This window comes from uncultured Veillonella sp. (assembly GCF_934230905.1).
Lineage (GTDB): Bacteria > Bacillota > Negativicutes > Veillonellales > Veillonellaceae > Veillonella.
Genome location: NZ_CAKQFJ010000022.1, coordinates 17230 through 33890, shown reverse-complemented (window position 1 = coordinate 33890; position 16661 = coordinate 17230). Strand labels below are relative to the sequence as shown.

The 16661-nt window shown below is 38.2% G+C and carries 15 protein-coding genes; 2 read left to right on the top strand and 13 right to left on the bottom strand.

Going from position 1 to position 16661, the window contains the following annotated elements:
* Window positions 1-100: 100 nt before the first annotated feature.
* The 4 genes from Q0E20_RS07060 to Q0E20_RS07045 form a co-directional block, all read right to left on the bottom strand.
* Window positions 101-988 (bottom strand): RluA family pseudouridine synthase, encoded by an 888-nt coding sequence (locus Q0E20_RS07060; RefSeq protein ID WP_295998285.1) that lies wholly within the window; start codon window positions 986-988, stop codon window positions 101-103.
* Between the two features lies 1 nt (window position 989).
* Window positions 990-2183 (bottom strand): enhanced intracellular survival protein Eis, encoded by a 1194-nt coding sequence (eis, locus tag Q0E20_RS07055; RefSeq protein WP_295998282.1) that lies wholly within the window; start codon window positions 2181-2183, stop codon window positions 990-992.
* Window positions 2184-2325: 142 nt separating this feature from the next.
* On the bottom strand, window positions 2326-3201 hold the full coding sequence (locus Q0E20_RS07050) for a DUF2156 domain-containing protein (protein WP_367113249.1): 876 nt from the start codon (window positions 3199-3201) through the stop codon (window positions 2326-2328).
* A gap of 104 nt (window positions 3202-3305) precedes the next feature.
* On the bottom strand, window positions 3306-4436 hold the full coding sequence (locus Q0E20_RS07045; protein ID WP_295998280.1) for an efflux RND transporter periplasmic adaptor subunit: 1131 nt from the start codon (window positions 4434-4436) through the stop codon (window positions 3306-3308).
* Between the two features lie 168 nt (window positions 4437-4604).
* On the opposite strand from Q0E20_RS07045, the gene Q0E20_RS07040 reads away from it, so the two are divergent.
* Entirely contained in the window at window positions 4605-5456 is an 852-nt protein-coding gene (locus tag Q0E20_RS07040; protein WP_295998277.1) for an aldo/keto reductase, read from the top strand.
* Window positions 5457-5735: 279 nt separating this feature from the next.
* Here the strand turns inward: Q0E20_RS07040 and Q0E20_RS07035 are convergent, their stop codons facing one another.
* The 3 genes from Q0E20_RS07035 to Q0E20_RS07025 form a co-directional block, all read right to left on the bottom strand.
* Window positions 5736-6059 carry a branched-chain amino acid transporter permease gene (locus Q0E20_RS07035; RefSeq protein ID WP_295998275.1) on the bottom strand — a complete coding sequence of 108 codons (324 nt, stop codon included), beginning with the start codon at window positions 6057-6059 and terminating at the stop codon, window positions 5736-5738.
* Entirely contained in the window at window positions 6052-6717 is a 666-nt protein-coding gene (locus tag Q0E20_RS07030; RefSeq protein ID WP_295998272.1) for an AzlC family ABC transporter permease, read from the bottom strand. Before Q0E20_RS07030 ends, Q0E20_RS07035 begins: the two co-directional genes overlap by 8 nt.
* Window positions 6718-6817: 100 nt before the next feature.
* A complete protein-coding gene (locus tag Q0E20_RS07025) occupies window positions 6818-7984 on the bottom strand; it encodes an iron-containing alcohol dehydrogenase (RefSeq protein WP_295998269.1) in 1167 nt (388 codons plus the stop codon).
* Between the two features lie 205 nt (window positions 7985-8189).
* On the opposite strand from Q0E20_RS07025, the gene Q0E20_RS07020 reads away from it, so the two are divergent.
* The gene (locus Q0E20_RS07020) at window positions 8190-9005 is read left to right on the top strand and encodes a MetQ/NlpA family ABC transporter substrate-binding protein (RefSeq protein ID WP_295998266.1); all 816 of its coding nucleotides are present in this window, start codon (window positions 8190-8192) and stop codon (window positions 9003-9005) included.
* Between the two features lie 107 nt (window positions 9006-9112).
* Here Q0E20_RS07020 and Q0E20_RS07015 read toward each other — a convergent pair whose 3' ends face one another.
* The 6 genes from Q0E20_RS07015 to Q0E20_RS06990 all read right to left on the bottom strand — a co-directional run bounded on the left by Q0E20_RS07015 (window position 9113) and on the right by Q0E20_RS06990 (window position 16508).
* The gene (locus tag Q0E20_RS07015) at window positions 9113-9928 is read right to left on the bottom strand and encodes a nitroreductase family protein (protein WP_295998263.1); all 816 of its coding nucleotides are present in this window, start codon (window positions 9926-9928) and stop codon (window positions 9113-9115) included.
* A gap of 201 nt (window positions 9929-10129) precedes the next feature.
* Window positions 10130-11683, bottom strand: a complete 1554-nt coding sequence (locus tag Q0E20_RS07010; protein ID WP_295998259.1) for a nitrite/sulfite reductase — start codon at window positions 11681-11683, stop codon at window positions 10130-10132.
* Window positions 11684-11997: 314 nt separating this feature from the next.
* Window positions 11998-13389 (bottom strand): cation:dicarboxylate symporter family transporter, encoded by a 1392-nt coding sequence (locus Q0E20_RS07005; protein WP_295998256.1) that lies wholly within the window; start codon window positions 13387-13389, stop codon window positions 11998-12000.
* Between the two features lie 201 nt (window positions 13390-13590).
* Window positions 13591-14313, bottom strand: coding sequence for a lactate utilization protein C (locus Q0E20_RS07000; RefSeq protein ID WP_295998253.1), 723 nt, complete (start codon window positions 14311-14313; stop codon window positions 13591-13593).
* Window positions 14313-15758, bottom strand: a complete 1446-nt coding sequence (locus tag Q0E20_RS06995; RefSeq protein ID WP_295998251.1) for a LutB/LldF family L-lactate oxidation iron-sulfur protein — start codon at window positions 15756-15758, stop codon at window positions 14313-14315. Before Q0E20_RS06995 ends, Q0E20_RS07000 begins: the two co-directional genes overlap by 1 nt.
* A 12-nt stretch (window positions 15759-15770) precedes the next feature.
* On the bottom strand, window positions 15771-16508 hold the full coding sequence (locus tag Q0E20_RS06990; RefSeq protein ID WP_295998248.1) for a (Fe-S)-binding protein: 738 nt from the start codon (window positions 16506-16508) through the stop codon (window positions 15771-15773).
* Window positions 16509-16661: the final 153 nt, after the last annotated feature.

Sequence of the window (16661 nt, the reverse complement as noted above, 5' to 3'; positions counted from 1 at the left end):
GCCTTGGTAGAATAACTCAATAGCTTTCTTTTTAAATTCATAATTATATCTCATGAAAATACCCCCTTTACTGGTTGCCCAGTAAAGGGGGTACATATCATTAAAGCAGCTTTTTATTTTGCAATTCACAGCCTAAATCAGACGGTACTGGTGCAGTAACTACAATCTCTTCGGATTGTCCATAAGGCACAAATGATAAAGCATAAGCATGTAAAGCTTGTCGTGTATAAGGCTTGCTTCGCATACCATACATAGCATCACCAATAATAGGATGACCTATATAGGCCATATGAACACGAATTTGATGTGTCCGACCTGTTAACAATGTAAACTCTAGCAAAGAATCTGTAGCATTGTGTTCAATCACACGATACTCTGTAATGGCATCTTGGCCAAATTCATCGATACAGCGGCGATTATCAAATACAGGATCAACACCAATAGGCTGATTCACTATACCATCAGATGTTACAACGCCTTCTACCAGCCCACGATAAATACGGTGAATATGGCCTTCTTGTAACTGTTTAGTATAATACTGTTCTGACTCACGAGTTTTACCAAACATAATAACACCGCTAGTATCCCTATCCAAGCGGTGAACAGGGCGAATTTTATGAACTTCACCGCGTTTAGCATAATAACCTGCTACAAAATTACTCAATGTATGGTGTTTTGTTTGCCCCGCTGGATGCACTAACATAAATGGAGGTTTATATACAACAAGGGTATGTGCGTCTTCATAGAGAACCTCCATAGGCCCTTTTTCGACTTCTACTCCATAATCCTTATCCTGTGGCAATTCAAGTGTTATGACGTCACCTTTTCTGATCATTCGTTTTGAATGCGCAATTCGACTATTCACTTTCACGCGTTTCTTTCGAAATATCATCTGTAAATTTCGAGAAGATAGTGAAAACCGTTCTTTTACATAAGCAGATACTGTTGTATCGACCTCTTCTTTTACTGTATATGTTTTCCAGCTCATATTACCACCATTCGTTGATATATGTATTTTGCTTAGGATATACCATATCTAGATAATCAATCCAGTGTGAGTCCCCTTGTAATTTACCTTCAAATACAAGATCGTTAGCTGAAACTGCACCCATTAATAAAGCTGCAAGGCCACCAATATCAACGGTAATATCTATTTCATCTTCATTTGAATCAGAAACACGTTTAACAACTGGCAAACTACCATCGCCTAAGGTGAGTGCGAATACACCCGTATTCCAATCACATAAAGTATCTGTCACTTTAATAGTTAGTGTAATAGGCATCACGACTGCTTCTGGATTAATCGGTACCGTAGTCAATGCGGTTTCTACATCTACAATACGTGCCATCATATAAGGCATCGTTGTATGACCAGTTTTTCCATCAGGAACAAATCTATAACCCGTATCATGTAAACCTTCATTCCAGCGAATGCTTTCACCTTGAGAGCGATGATTATAAAAATAATTAAGTAAACCACGTTGAGCACGTCGCGTTGTATATACAAATTCAGTAACCGGGATTTCAGGAGCCCCTAAACGATATACGGCGTAGCCTTCAATGTGACCTTCATCATTTTTTACGACCGCAATATTTACACCTTCAGCAAAGAAGCTACCTAATAGACGTTTCCATTCCTTCTCGCCCCGTTCTGCATAGCCACATAAGCCCTTCGTATAGGCTTTGTAAACAGGATCAATCAATGTCCATTGCTCTACATCATTTAACAGACCAAAAGATAGTGTTTTATCCGTTAAAGGGCGTAAATTTTCTAGTGGCATCGTCTGTACCCATTGATGAGCATATAAATCCCAACCATATTGCTGATAAAACCCTGCCTTTGATGGCATCAAAATAGTAATACCTTGACCACGACGGCGCAACTCCTCTAAAGAGTGCAACAATAACGCGCCCCCCACACCGCCACGACGTGCGGCTGGATGAGTGGCTACACCGACCATGTAACTTGTAGGCAAGATAGCACCACGCACATTAATATTGTATTGGCGCAAATGAACCGTCGAAAGCAATTGCCCATCTTGAATACCTACAACAGTATTTTCCGGTTCATAACAGTTAGAAAAATAATACTGAAAGAACGGATCTTCTTTTGGTTCAAAGCAATACGCCCAAAGCGCTTCTACTTGTGGTGTATCTTGTGGTGTAGCAATTTTAAAATCCATACAATTTCCTTTCTATCCTAAACAGCTTTAGCGCTATATATTTCATATAGTAGAATATATTTCACATACTCTACCTTTATTATAACTGAAAAGAGTGGCACCATACAGTACCACTCTCATATTCAATATTAAGTTGACCTAATTATTTACCACCGGTTGCATTATCTGCTTCATTAGCATATACAGCATCATATTTTTCTGCGAAATGGTCCGGATTATAGGATTCTTTTGCTTGACGAAGTCCAGGTAACCCCATGTCTTCTTCTCGGTTAATAAATTCCACATCGCTAAATTCATGGCGAATAAATTCATTGTTAATGGCTTGATATAAACCACGAATATCCGGATTAGCCTTTTCAATGTGAATCAAAGCCATTTTATCATTCATCAATTCACCAATGCTGAAAGCCTCTACGCGACCAAACAACTTAATAGCGCCGCCTTTTAACCCCAATACATCCCAATGATCAAAGAGTAAATTAATCGCCACTAATTCATCTTCAATACCTTCTTCATGATGAGTTTCCACCCAAGACGCTGCTGTTTCACGGCACAAAGGGATAAGATCTTCGGTAATAGGCACATATTCATAATTAGAATATTGCATGCGGAATTGATTTAAATGATTTTTCTTTTGACGAAATTTCTTACCCGATAAATTGATAAGATCTTCAGATTTATAAATATATTCGTAATTATCACGATCTGGTGTGAATACATAACGGCCAGGACACAATTCCTCCATCCGTTCTTTCACGACTTTACTAACACCTTTAAAAATAAATGGCAAGTTATTTTCTACAAACCATTCTTTCGCACGCAACAAGCCATCTAGAAACTTCGCATCTTTACCAGCAAATGGAGGCAATAGGAATGGTTCGCGCTTACCGCCACCTTGGATGTACAACACGCCGTTTTCTTCAGCCCAACGGATACCATAAGCCTCCTGCCACATATACAATGTAGTAAAGCAATTATCCGATGCTTCGTAATGATGTTGTTCAAAATATGTATCGATTAAGGACTTATCTCCTAATTCAAAGCGTTTAAATTCTAAAATAATAATCTCCTCCTATCAAATCTTAAGATAGATGATATAAAACTATATGCAAGATATAGTTGTTATTTAACCTTTACCTTTTCACCTAATTCAAAGGTTCCCTTTGTAGTAATAACTTGTTCACCTTCATTAAGTCCTGTCATAATAGACACAACACCATCCTGTTCATCGCCTACTTCAACAACACGTACATCTACCGTATTATCAGGTGTCAATACATATACATATTTTCCATCTTGATTTTCACGTATTGCTGATGTAGGAACAACAAGCATCTTAGCTTGTGCACTAGACTCAATAGTTAAACTATAAAATTCACCAGCCTTAATACTGCCCTTTTCATTGTTAAAAGTAGCCTTAACTAATACACTCGGTACATTTTCAGGCTGATTTGTATCTATATAAGTTAATTCACCTGGTATATCGGAATCATCTACATGTAAAGATACCTTAATACTTGGTTTCGTCGCTGGGCTAGCTAATTTCATAGCCGCATCACGAGGAATACTCAACGATGCTACCATAGGCGTTTCTTGTTGTATTAACATAAATGGTCGGTCTGCAATCGACATTTGTCGATCTTCATTATAAATAGCAGTGACTACCCCCGAAATAGGAGCCGTAATATTAGCAGCAGCTATCTGAGCAGATACTTGTGCAATTTGTGCCTCTATGGCTGCAACACTAGCACCATTTCCACCACCGCCGCCACCACCAGTTGTGGTTGTCACAGTTTGAGGTCGAGACCGTTCTAGAATACGATTATATTCCTTTTCTGTAATATTACCAGCTTCACGCATCTGACGAGCGCTTTCAAGCTGAGCACTACTAACTGTAGGCGCCGTTGTTGTCGTCGTCGTTGTTTCTACAGGGGGCGTATACGATTGTGCCGCACTAAGTTGTCCTTGTAAAGACGCTAATTGTTGTTGCAATGTAGACGTATCAATCGTCGCAACTACTTGACCTTGCGTAACCTTATCGCCAACCTTCACAGCATACGTAGCTGCACCTGATACGGTTGGCGTAATAGTGGCCTTATTAAGAGCTGTTACATTGGCTTCATTGTGAATCTGTAAAGGCATATCTTTATAAGTAACATCGACGACGGATACCGTAGATGTACCGCAACCTGCAATCACATATACAACAATCCCCAACAGGGCCATTACAACACCGAGTCGAAATTTGTTCATACTTTCACCTTATCTCTATCCATTGTATTGATATTTATCAATACCTTAGTATATCACAAAATCAATAAGAATTGTATGAAAGCTAATTCCCTATATTATTAGATATTACTAGGCGTAAATAATATCTGATATAATATTTGTAAACAAGTATACATATGGAGGTTTCTCATGGAAGAACGTATGGATTTCAGAATTTTAAATAATGGTAGTTTTATACCATCCATAGGATTCGGCACCTATAAAACAGGAACGCCGGATGAAACAGAACAATCTGTAGCCAGTGCTTTGCGCGCAGGATATCGTTTACTCGATACAGCTGCCTACTATGGCAACGAAGAATCCGTTAGCAAAGGTATCCACGCATCTGGCATTAAACGTACAGACATTATCGTTACTACAAAAATTTGGCATACTGATGCAGGCTACGATAATACGATGCGTGCCGTTGAAAGTTCGTTAAAAAAATTAGACACCAATTACATTGATATTATGCTCATACATCAACCCCTAGGTGATTACTACGGTTCTTGGCGCGCTATGGAAGAGTTATATGACCAAAACGTACTGCGCGGTTTAGGCCTTTCTAACTTCTACGAAGATCGCTTAATCGACTTACTATACCACTGTAATGTAAAACCTATAGTCAATCAAATTGAATGTCATCCATTCAACCAACGTCAAGCCCTCATTCAATTAATGAGAAAACATCAAGTTGTAGGCATGGCATGGTCTCCATTTACTCGTGATCGCCAACCTATATTTGACCATCCCATCATCAAAAGCTTAGCTGAAAAATATGGGAAAACAAAGCATCAAATCATCTTGCGTTGGCATATCCAACGTGGCATAATTCCATTACCAAAAGCAACCAGCCTGGAGCATATGCAATCCAATTTTGACGTCTTTGATTTTAAACTATCCATTACAGATATGGATCTCATGGAGCTATTAGATCAAAGAGCGTTTTTGGAAAATCATCATACTGCTGCGGGGCTTGAGCGGATTTTACAACTAAAATAGTTATAGTTTATGAATCCTCGCATTCTTATCTCTAGCAACATACATAAATGAAATATCCCCTTCGTCAAGCCTCCACCGGCCGGGTCTGACTTCGCCCTACGGGCTTCGCAGGGCCAAAGTCGTTTGACGAAGGGGATATTTCATTAACATAATACTCTCAGCATAATAAGAATACAAGGATTCATGTTTACTCTAACTAATTTTATAAATTAAAATCCGCTCAAATCCAGTAATCAGTCTATCCTCTTTTCCAAAAACGCTCTTTGATCTAGAGAAATATTAAATATTTTGTACGATAAGCATATACACTATAGTTCCAATTCCAATAGACATGAACATATTCCGTTTCCATAAGTGCATTCCAACTGTCACTAATAGCGCTATAAGTTCGGGTACTCCATAAGGGTAAGAAAATACAATCGTATCTTTGAAAGTATATACAACAAGCATTCCCATGACAGCTGCCGGCAAAGCTTTACCTAAGTACTGTACAAAATCTGGAGCCTTTTTACCTGGAGGGAAAATGAGAAAAGCAGAGAAACGCGTTAGCAATGTGGCTGCTACGACAACAGCAACTGTAAGGACCATTTCAAAGCTAGTCAAGATGTACACCTCCCCATTTATACGCAATATAACATACTATAAGCATTCCGACCATAGAAGCAAGCATAAATAAGGATTTTCCCGTTAATAGAAGCATTACTAGGGCTACAACGGCTCCAATAGCACCAAAACCTCGAATATTATTACTTTTAGCATTAAATAACATTTCAAGGAATATAACAATAAATAAGCCAGGTAGTACAAAGCCAATACCACGCAAATCTACAGATGCTAATAAATCGCCGAACAAGCCCCCTACAAAGGTGCTCAGCACCCAAAAGGCGTAATTAAGCCATGATACATGGAAGTAGAACCATTTTTCGTCTACATCATCGGGCAACTTCGTAGATACATTGATTGCAAAGCTTTCGTCACACATCCATGCAACGGTAGGAAACCACTTCCAACCCATATTTACATATCGTTGTAGTACAGATAAACCATAAAAGAAATGGCGACCATTAACAAACAAAGTCAGCATGAAAGCATTCACTGGATCAAAGCCTGCCATTAACAGCCCAATAGTTATGAACTCCATAGATCCTGCAAAAATTGTACACGCTAAAACAGGAGCGGTCCACCAAGGTAACCCCTGACTGGTAGCATACAAACCAAACCCTAATCCAAGGAAGAACAAACTAAGCCCCATGGGAATCATAATAGGAAGTGCAACAGAAAATGCACTTCTATTTTTTATTTCATTGATAGGGAACGCCTCCTTTCCATATCATACAAGTTCAAACTGTTAATCCCCTTGATTATAAGGCACGTGTTAAAATTTTGCGAACTACTTCTGGTGTAATATCACCTTTTTCACCAAGTTGTGTCATACCATGGACTTCTAATTGTTTCACAATTTTATCAACTGCGTCAGCGCCAAGACCATAGTCTTTCAAATGCGTAGATACACCAAGGGACTCGAAGAATTCACGCGTCTTAGCGATAGCCTTGTCCGCTTTCTCTTCTTTTGAACCTTCCGTAATGTGCCATACGCGTGTAGCATATTGTGCTAATTTTTCAAGCTTATCTGCTTTTTTTACTTCTAGCAATGCAGGCAATACAATAGCCAATGTAATACCATGATCAAGATGGTATGCAGCAGTCAACTCATGACCGATAAGATGAGTCGCCCAGTCTTGTGGCACGCCTGCACCGATTAAGCCATTTAATGCCAAGGTAGAGGCCCATACATGATTAGCACGAATATCGTAGTTTTCTGGGTTTTCTACTGTTTCTTTACCGATTTCAATCATAGTCTTCAAAATACCTTCACTGAAACGATCTTGAATACGGCCTTCCACTGGATATGTTAAATATTGCTCTGTCGTATGTACAAAGGTATCGATTACGCCGTTCTTAACTTGCTTTTCAGGCAATGTAAAAGTTAATGTTGGATCCAACATAGAAAACTTAGGGAATACTAGACTACTAAACACAGGGAACTTGCCATCACCATAAGTAATAACTGCACCATTGTTCATTTCAGAACCAGTCGCAGGTAGCGTCATAACCGTACCAAATGGTAATGGATTTGGTACCATTTCTACAGGAACCTCTGGCACACCAGCTTTCATTACATCGATAACAGGGCCATCATAAGTTGCACCCATAACAATGAGTTTTGTCGCATCTACAACAGAACCACCACCTACAGCCAGTACAAAATCAATATCATGTTCCTTAATAAAAGTTACCGCACGTTCACACGTTTCAAGAGATGGATTTGGCTCAATACCTCCAAATTGTTCCACCTTGCGATTACCAAGTGCCGCTACTACACGGTCAATAAGTCCACTGCGCACAGCGGAACCACCACCATACGTAATCAGTACCTTTGCATCTTTTGGCACTAATGCATCTAACTCAGCCAACCTTTCTTTACCAAATACAATATGGGTAGGATTATAAAAATCAAAATTAAACATAAACCCTCCTAGGTATAATGATTTCATTTTCAGATTTTAATTGTGTAAAATATATCAATTATTATATCATATTTCGATATTTTTAAATATATTTTATATGTCATAGTTTTAGTCTATAGATAACCCACATAATTTACTCTATATACAAAATCCCATTTACATGATAGGATATATGCATTATATGTATATAGAAAGGGATATTCACATGAAATTAAAGAAATTTATCGCCCCTCTTCTCGTTGGCGTTCTTGCATTCGCCATCGCAGGATGTGGCAACAATACACAATCTACGGAAACACCAAAAGAAATTAAAATTGGTGCCACTGCAGGCCCACACGCACAAGTAGCCGATGCAGTAGCCAAAGAAGCCCAAAAGCAAGGTATTAACCTTAAAGTTGTTGAGTTTTCTGATTATGTAACACCAGATAAAGCGTTAGCTGATGGAGATATCCAACTCAATGCATACCAACATGTCCCATTTATGGAAAACTTTAATAAACAAAATGGTTCTAACCTTGTAGCTATAGGCAAAACAATCTTGATGCCTATGGGATTATACAGCAATTCTATCCACAGCGCACAAGATGTACCGAATGGCGCTATTGTAGCAATTCCTAATGATCCAACTAATGGTGGCCGTGGTCTTGCTTTATTAGCTAAAGCTGGTCTCATTACATTGAAAGATGGCGTTGGTTTCAAAGCAACGGTTGCAGATATTACATCCAATCCTAAAAACCTACAAATTCAAGAGCTAGAAGCAGCGCAATTACCTCGTAGTCTAGATGATGTAACTGTAGCAGCCATTCCTATGAACTATGTTCAAAGTGCAGGTCTTAATGTAGAAAAACAAGGATTTTTCTTAGAGCCAAAAGATGAACCATTAGCTGTTATGGTGCTTGCAGTACGCAGCCAAGATAAAGATAACGAAACATACAAAAAAATTGCTGATATCTATAAATCTGAAGTCATCAAACAATTTATTGATGAAACATTTAAAGGCTCTATTACATCAGCCAATTAATATACAAAAATCTCCATTCTATGTAGGATGGAGATTTTTTAATTATAATCATACATATAAAATAAAACAACGCCCTACACATATAGAGCGTTGTGCATAATAGCATATTAATCTTCTTCGTCAAAAGTAACATCTAAGGGGTGACGTTCCACAATATTGCGATATCTCACTTTAGGATACCCCATCAATAAACCACCAGCAATCAGTTTATCATCTGGCACGCCTAATAATTTTAATAATGGTTCATATTCCGCTTCGCCAGCATGTTCAAAAAATCCAGCCCAGCAAGTTCCAAGACCTACTGTCGGTGCATATAACTCTGCATAAGAAAGGCAAGAATGACCGGAATCATGGGTACGATGAATATCTTTTTTCGATCCAATAGCAACTACAAGTGCTGGTGCATCACGTAAAATATATTCTTTTCCCTTATCAACCTCAGCTTGTGCTGCCCGCGCATAAAGACGCATAATTGGAACTGTTTTAGCCGCTAAATGCATCCACTCTAATACAAGGTCAGCAATTTTACGTAATGTTGCCTTATTACGAATTACAATATATGAAATGCCTTGCGTATTTGTCGCAGTTGGCGCCATGCGAGCCACATTCAATACTTTGCGAATTAATTCAGCAGGAACGGGTTTATTTTGATAATTACGAATAGAACGACGACTACGTAAAAATAGTTCTGCTTGTTCTGGTGTAAATTTTGTTTCTTTTGTAATATCCACTTGTTCAGCACGCGGTGTTAGGTCGCTATCTAAAGCAAGCGTAGGGCATATTGCAACACAATGACCACAGGAAATACAACCACCCTTACCTGTTACAGGACCATCATCACTCATAACAAGTAGGCCTGTTGGACAATCGGCTACGCATAGACCACAACGAGTACAGACTTCTGTATTCACGGTAAATAACATAGTAATGAACCTCCAAACACATACTATAGAGCCTATTATACCATATAAAATCAATTCATAGGATAATAAAAAAATATAACACATATGTCTATGAGTTAATCTTTCCCCATAAACATATGTGTTATATGGCCATATGAGGCTTTATTACACGACTTTATACAAAAATAAAATTATTCCATTCTATACAAAAGAAAAACATTTTTATTCATAGGACTTAATCAAATCCATATATTGAGCCTTATGTGTTAGTCGCCAAGATCCAAAATCCGCTTCTGGCGCTTCATTAAGAATATTGGCTAAAGCTTCTATAAATGCTGGAATCTTCGCAGCTACAATATTTCCTGCCATTCTGCCAAAACTTTCAGAGCCCATATGCTCTGAACCGCCATCTACAATGATAAAAGATACCTGTGGTTTCTTATCAACAAGTTTAACAGCGCCATGAAATCCAATTTCACCAATTTGATGTGTTCCACAGGAATGAGGACAACCGGAAATATGTAATCGAGGTAGTTTTTTTGTATCTACCCCATTCACCTCAAGGTGATCAAAAATTGCTTTTAGCAAGCCATTAGAATCTTGCATTCCAATTTGACAAACCGTAGAACCAACGCAAGATACAGAGCGGCGAAAATCATCTGTAGCACTATCTTCTGTTAATTTAGCTATTGTTCTTGCCTCGTCGGCAGTTAAATTAATAAAATATAAGGCTTCATCTGGTGCAATACGAGCCTCTACTTGATCTAATGTTACGGCATAATCTAATGCAGCTAAGAGATGTTCTATATTTGCATCACCGCCTACTGGATGGTATTCCACATAATAAAGACCTTCTTGCTTTTGACGATGAATTCGGTGATTTACCACTGCATCATCACGTTTTCCTGTTTTCGTAACTTCATAGGCATAATCAGCAGGGTTAATAGTCAACGACTCTACGGCTTTAACCGTGGTTAATGTTTCTTCATAAGTCTTAATAAAAGATTCTGCTCCACCCATCTCTGCTGGCATATAACGAGTACGTGCTTTACCACGATTTTTAAAATTACCATGATTAGCAAAGACTAGAAGCATTGCTTTCACATGATACAAAACATCCTCTGGTCGCACATCATGAGCTACCGGTATACCCATGCGAGGATTCGGGCCAATACCCCCACAAGCATATACGTCAAACGTATTATATTTTGTTAAATTGAAACCAAGATCCTTAAATGTAGCATGCGGTGTACTATCAAAGCCATTATCAATTCCCATTTTAAATTTACGAGGAATTTTAATATAAAACATTTGCTCCATAAGGAATTCACTAATTGCTGTTGCATACGGCGTTATATCAAATGTTTCTCGTGGATCAATACCACGTAAAATACTAGCTACGACATTAGGACTATCACCACCAGCACCACGATTATAAATACCATGGTCATAACATTCTTTAAAAAGTTGTAAAATAGTTTCTCCATCAAGGCCATGCATTTGTAAACATTGTCCTGTCGTGAAATGAACATGTGTAAGATTGTACTTACGAATGGTATCTGCTAAAAACTCCATTTGTTCTTTTTGGATACGACCACAATTAAAACGCCAACGACTCATGCCTGTATTAGCACCACGTTCTGCATAGCTCCCATATGCACCGGACTGGCCCTTATAATCCGCAATAGACATCTCTTTCTTATAAAACTTGCGTGTCATATCTTCAAACTTTGGATAATCTGCAATTAAACGTTCTTTTACTTCTTCTGTAATCATAGTACTACCCCTTGGCTTATATTTATTAAGCATACATAGAAACTTTTATAATACCATTATACGCTTATAGAATAGTAGAAAACGTATCCATAGTCACAAACAGGTATATCAATAACTATACATTATTATTACAATATGTAATAATAATTATTTTCGATTTTATAGTTAACGTATGATTGATACAAAACCTTATTCATATAATAAATTATGTTTAGATGCTTCATTCAAACACAAAATATATTTACAACAATATATAAAAAAAAGCAGCAGATTTAATATCTGCTGCTTTCACAATCAATAGGATTATTTAACTATTATGCCTCACCCTGTGTAGGATTATTATAAGCATCTTTATCTATGGTACCCATAATTTTATCTACCACAAGTGCATTTGTTAAGGAACCGGATACATTCAAACATGTACGGCCCATATCAATCAATGGGTCAATCGCAAGAATTGGACTGATGGATGTAAAGTATGCACCAAGGCCTGTACCACTAAGAGATACGGATGCAGCCATTGTTGCTGTACCAGGAACACCAGCAATACCTACGGAGCCAATAGCAATAACGATAACGCTCATGATATACATTGTCAAATCAAACGGAATCCCTGCTACATTAGAAATATATACCACTACAAGAGCGGGGAATACACCGGCACAACCTTGCATGCCCGCTGTAGTACCAAAGGATGCCACTGTATTGGCAGTTGTTGCATTAACACCGAGACGTTTAGTCAATGTTTCTACAGTTAATGGCAATACCCCCATAGAGGAACGAGATGTAAACGCCAACAAAAGTGGAGCTTTCGCTTTTTTGAAATAGGTAATTGGATTATAACCAAAGCTAGCAATTAAAATAGCTTGAACTACAAACATAACCAAAAGACCTACGTAAAGTAATACAACGAAAAGACCCATATCAAGAATAGCTTGTAACCCACGTGTTGCTAATGTAGATGCTAACAAGGCAACCACACCATACGGCATAAGACCTATAATAAAATCAGCGACCCAAGAAATCAATTGATGTAATTCATCAAATAGCTTAGTGAAAATTTCCATACTATTTGTGCCCGTTTGTTTCAACAGACGAGCTACGCTGCCTAGGATAATAGCGAACACTACGATGCCAATAACATTGGTTTCAGCAGCAGCTTGAATAGGGTTACTTGGAATCAATGCACGGAATGTATCTACCATTGGTTTGATTTCACGAATTTTTTTACCGGATTCTACAATATCAAATCCTTGCCCTAAACCAAACGCATTACCTAGGATAAGGCCTACGATAGCGGCTACAGCCACCATACCTAAATTTGTAGACACCATAGCTACCACTAATTTTTTTAGGTTAGCACCAGCCTCCATGTGTAAAATAACATGCACAATGGAGATAAATACGATAGGAATAACAAGCATACGAATCAAATCAATGAAACCGCCCCCAACAAGAGAGAACCACTTCGTACTTTCCTTGATGTAAACAACCTTAGATGGATCATCAGGGAAACCTGCAATAATTTGAATGATTATGCCTAGTACGGCACCAACAATAGTGCCAATAATAACAAGATTACCAAAGGATATCCCCTTACGTTGCAATACATAAATACCGATTAAAGCTAGTACAAATACTGCAATAATACCGATACTTAATGAATTACTTAACATGAGGTAATCTGTAAAGAATGGAATATTCATAATACACCTCGTTAATTCATATTAAAATAATAGGTTATAAATCCAGTATATCATATATCGAAAATTTTACAAGTACTAGATTAAAATTTTTACAAATTGATGTATACCTATTTTGCAAACGCTATGAACATACAAATAGGCGCCCTTCCATCAGAAGGACGCCTTTAAAATTTTTAATCTTACTAGTCTTTAGTATTAGAATTATCTATTAACTAAAACATAAGTTACTTGAATAGGACCATGAGCACCATCTACAGTAACAAGCTCGATATCAGCTGTACGAGACGGACCAGAAATCAAACAAATATTTGTAGGGAAATTAGCTGGATCGTTATGGTAACGTTCCGCTAAGTGTTCCATTGTTTGTGTCATACGTGGGTTGATTGTATCAGTATACAACACAGCAATATGTGTTGTAGGCAACAAACTAATAGCACGACCAGATTCTTCGCCAGATGCTTGTACTACAGTAGCCGTTTCAGCAATACCGCAGTATGGGAATGTAATACCAATATCTGCATTTGCCGTATTAGAGATACATTCTTCACGACCTTTAGATGCATCCCATTGGAAGTATGTACGAGTTCCACCATTGTTAGCAGCATCTTGTTCGAATAATTCTTTCAATTTATATTCTTCTACTTCAGGGGAGCTTGGGAATACAATTTTACCATTGCCCCAATCTTCAATTGCAGCTAAAATTGTTTCGCCTAATTTATCAGGTGTCGTTTCAACGAATTTTGTACCAACACGTTGACATTGTTCCTTAAACATTGTCAAAATTTGATCTTCATTCAATTCTTTGAACATAGTTTCCTGAGGACCATGGCTATAATCAAACGCCGGTACAGATGTAGGCACTTGATCACGGCCTAATGCACGAGATAAACGTGCAACAAATTGATTACGTTTAACTTCATCCATTATTTTTTCTCCTTTTTCTTGTTCTTTTCATGTTCAGCATATAAATCACGGAATTTCTTGAATTTCAAGGAACCCAATTCTTTGGACTTAGTCCAACCGTTCATAACTGGAACAGCTTGAGTCCATTCAGGCATATTACCTTCTTTATTACTAATTAAGTTCATGCCAATAGCACCTGCTTTTGTACCAAGGTCAAACAATGTAGAGTTACCAAACATCTTAGCCGCTGCAGTGAAGATAGCTTCTTCAGCTTTTGGACGAGTTTTTTCAATATCAGCCATAATATGACGGTGTTCCATCAACAATGTATGCAATGGAATAGCTACTGGGCAGTTTTCTGTACATGCACCGCACAATGTGGAAGCATATGGAAGATCGCCTGCCACTTCGTAACCTTTGAACAATGGAGTCAATACAGCACCCATTGGGCCTGGATATACGGAACCATAACCGTGACCAGAAATGTGACGATATACAGGACAGATATTCATACATGCACCACAACGGATACAACGAAGCATTTCTTGGAATGTACCACCCAAGATACCAGAACGACCATTGTCAATGATGATGATATGAGTTTCTTCAGGACCATCAGCTTCACCAGCACGACCAGGACCAGTCATCATAGAGAAGTAGTTAGAAATTTTAGAACCAACGGCGGAACGGTTCAACATTTCCATCATAACGTCAAGAGCCTTAAAGTCTGGAACAATACGTTCAGTACCCAAGAAAATCAATTGAGTCTTAGGAATGGAGCTAGCCATACGACCGTTACCTTCGTTGGAAACGATTGTGCAAGTACCGGATTCAGCAACCGCAAAGTTACAACCGTTAACGCCTACATCAGCTTTTAAGAAGCGTTCACGTACATAACCACGCACGAAGTGAGTCATTTCTGTAGGGTTTTCAGTACCAGTGTAACCTAATTTTTCAGCAAAGATTTCGCGGATTTTGTTACGTTCAAAGTGAAGACCAGGTACAACGATGTGAGATGGTGGACTCACTGCTGTTTGCAAAATGAATTCCGCCAAATCAGTTTCGTTTACTTCGATACCAGCTTCTTCAAGAACTTCGTTCAAACCAATTTCTTCAGTTAAGATAGTTTTTGATTTAACGATCATTTTAGCTTCGCGTTCACGAAGAATATCTAAAGCGATTTTAGTCGCTTCTTTATCATCAAATGCGAAATGAACTTTAGAACCAGCTTTTTCAGCATTTTCAGCAAATTGGTTTACATAGTAATCCAAATGGTTAAGCACATGATCACGAATTTCAGCTGCTTCAGCGCGGAAATCTAACCATTCAGGAACATCCGCAACCACTGTATTACGTTTATCATAAAACACGTCTTGTGCTTTCTTGATAGCTGCAACTTTGAAATCATCAGCCAAACATTCTTTTATACGTGTTTTATAGGGGCGATTGTCATATATAAGTGCCATGTCGTCTCCTCCTTAACGGCAGTTTAAGATTTCAGCAATATGCATTACTTTGATACGGCGATCAATTTCGCCTTCTTTATGAAGACGGTCAAGCATACCAGCAATATTCATCAAGCACGCTTGGTCAGAACCAGAAATTACGTTAGCACCAGTGCTAGCAATTTCCAATGCTTTTTCGCGTGTCATTACTTCGCTGATTTCTGGGTTTTTAACGGAGAATGTACCGCCGAAACCACAACAACGATCTGCACGAGGTAATTCAATCAATTGAATGTCTTTTACATTGCGAAGGAGTTTGAAAGGAGGTTCTTTTACCCCCATCAAGCGAGTTACGTGGCAAGAAGTATGGTATGTAACCGTTTCATTAAAACGTGCACCCACGTCTTCTACCCCCAACACATCAGTAATGAACTCAGTGAATTCATAAATTTTTCCGCTCAATTTTTCTGCTCGTTGTTGCCATTCTGGTTGACCTTCCAAGAAATGTTGGTATTCGTCACGAATAGCAAAAGCACAAGAGCCAGACATGCTAACTACATAGTCAGCGTTTTCGAAGCATTCGATTGTATTCTTAATAGCATCCATAGCGGCATCGTTGTAACCGGAGTTAGTGAACATTTGTCCACAGCATACTTGTTTCTTAGGCACTACAAGGTCGCAACCTAATCTTTCAAGTACTTCTACACCAGCCATGCCAACATGAGGGTAGAACATATCAATCAAACACTGTTGGAAAAGATGAATTTTCATATTTTCGTCCTCAACTTTTCTAGTACTTAACTCAAAAAAATTTTTGATATGTATTCATTTAGGCCTATAAGATAGTACAAACTATCAACCTAAAAAATAAATTGACGATCTTTAAAGTGTTATATTTAAAGAGCATTTCTATATAATTATAAA